Annotated in this window: 1 protein-coding gene; it reads right to left on the bottom strand. The window is 67.5% G+C overall.

What is annotated here, in order from left to right; genetic code table 11:
• Positions 1-1,871: condensation domain-containing protein (locus tag CCN51_RS47620; RefSeq protein WP_245881830.1), on the bottom strand; the 1,871-nt coding region annotated here is incomplete at its 3' end.
• Between the last annotated feature and the right edge of the window lie 25 nt (positions 1,872-1,896).

The following is a 1,896-nucleotide window of genomic DNA, read 5'->3' as shown; positions in this document are numbered from 1 at the left end:
AGGAGCAGGGTGAAGGCTTGTGCCAGGCGGTCTGCGGTGGGTTGGTCGTAGAGGTCTGTTGCGTATTCGAGTACGCCGTGGATGCCGGTTGGGTGGCCTTGTGGGTCGAAGGTTTCTTCCAGCTCGGCGAACAGGTCGAATTTCGCGTTACGTACGGTGACGGGCTCCGGTGCTGTGCGCACCGGACCGAGCTCCAGTAGGGGACGTGCGGTGTTCTGCAGGACCAGCATGACCTGGAACAGCGGGTGTCGGCCTGCTGTGCGTGTCGGGTTCAGTTCTTCGACGACTCGCTCGAAGGGCACGTCCTGGTGTTCGTAGGCTGCCAGGTCCACCTCGCGTACGCGGTCCAGGAGCTCGGCGAACGAAGGGTTTCCGCTCGTGTCCGTCCGCAGGACCAGGGTGTTCACAAAGAACCCGACCAGATCCTCCAGCGATTCATCGGTGCGGCCCGCGGTCACCGAGCCCACTGGTACGTCCGTGCACGCTCCGATGCGGGTCAGCAGGGCCACCAGCGCCGTATGCAGCACCATGAACACGCTCGCGCCCCGCTCCCGGGCCATACGCACCACTCGCGTATGCACCTCGGCGTCGAGGGACAGCCCGACCGTAGCCCCCCGGGACGACCCCACCGCGGGCCGCGGACGATCAGACGGCAGCGCCAACTCCTCAGGAACCCCTTCCAAGGCCTTTCGCCAATAGGCCAATTGAGAGTTCACCGTGCTCGCCGGATCCTCGGATGACCCCAGCAGCTCCTGCTGCCACAACGTGTAATCCGCGTACTGGGTCGGCATCGCGTCCCACACCGGAGGCTCGCCCGCCATCCTGGCTTGGTAGGCCGTTCCGAGTTCGTGCAGCAGCGGCCCCACCGACCAGCCGTCACTGGCGATGTGGTGCATCAGCAGCAACAGCACGCGCTCGCCGGATGCTGCCTCTTGGAACAGCCAGGCCCGCACCGGAACCTCCGCCGCGAGATCGAAGCAGTACCCCTCTACCCGCCTGACCGCTTCCTCAAGCCCACCGGCGGCCACCTCGACCACGGACAACCGCGCCACCGGCTCGCCGATCTCCTGATACGGCTCTCCGGCAAACACCGGATACCGGGTCCGCAGCACCTCATGCCGCCCCATCACATCAGCCAGCGCACTCCGCAGCGCTGCCTCATCTACCGTGCCGTTCAGCCGCATCCGCAGCGGAGTGTTGTACGTCGAGCTCGGCCCCTCCAGCTCCCGTAGAAACCACATCCGCCGCTGTGCGAACGACAGTGGCAACCGCTCGGGACGCGCCCGCCTGCCCACCACCGGACGCCCACCCGAAACCCCCGCACCATCTGTCCCGGAGTCGATGAGTGCGGCCAGCCCGCCGATTGTGGGCGTGTTGAACAGCGTACGGATGCCGAGTTCCACGGCTCGTCCGGTACGGATGCGGCTGATCAGCCGGGCCGCGAGGAGGGAGTGGCCGCCCAGATCGAAGAAGCTCTCCTCCACGCCGATCCGAGTCGCGTCCACCCCCAGCACCTCGGCGAACACTTCCGCCAGCCACGCCTCTGTTGGTGTGGCAGCCGCGCGGCTCGATCCGGCCACCGCGTACTCCGGGGCCGGAAGCGCCCGCCGGTCCAGCTTGCCGTTCGGCGTCAGCGGCAACCGTTCCAGCACCATCACTACCGACGGCACCATGAACTCAGGCAACCGCGCGGCCAGCGTGGCACGCAGACTCGCCCCGTCGACCGCAGCACCTGCCCTCGACACCACATAGCCGACCAGCCGCCGGTCCCCGGGACGGTCCTCCCGCGCCACCACGACGGCCTGGACCACTCCGGCGCAGGCCATCAACGCGGCCTCCACCTCACCCGGCTCGATCCGGAAACCCCGCACCTTCACCTGATCATCAGCACGACCC

Origin of the sequence: Streptomyces milbemycinicus (assembly GCF_002154605.1) — a bacterium.
In the GTDB taxonomy this organism is placed as follows: domain Bacteria; phylum Actinomycetota; class Actinomycetes; order Streptomycetales; family Streptomycetaceae; genus Streptomyces; species Streptomyces milbemycinicus.
This window is presented reverse-complemented; position numbering and strand designations above follow the sequence as displayed.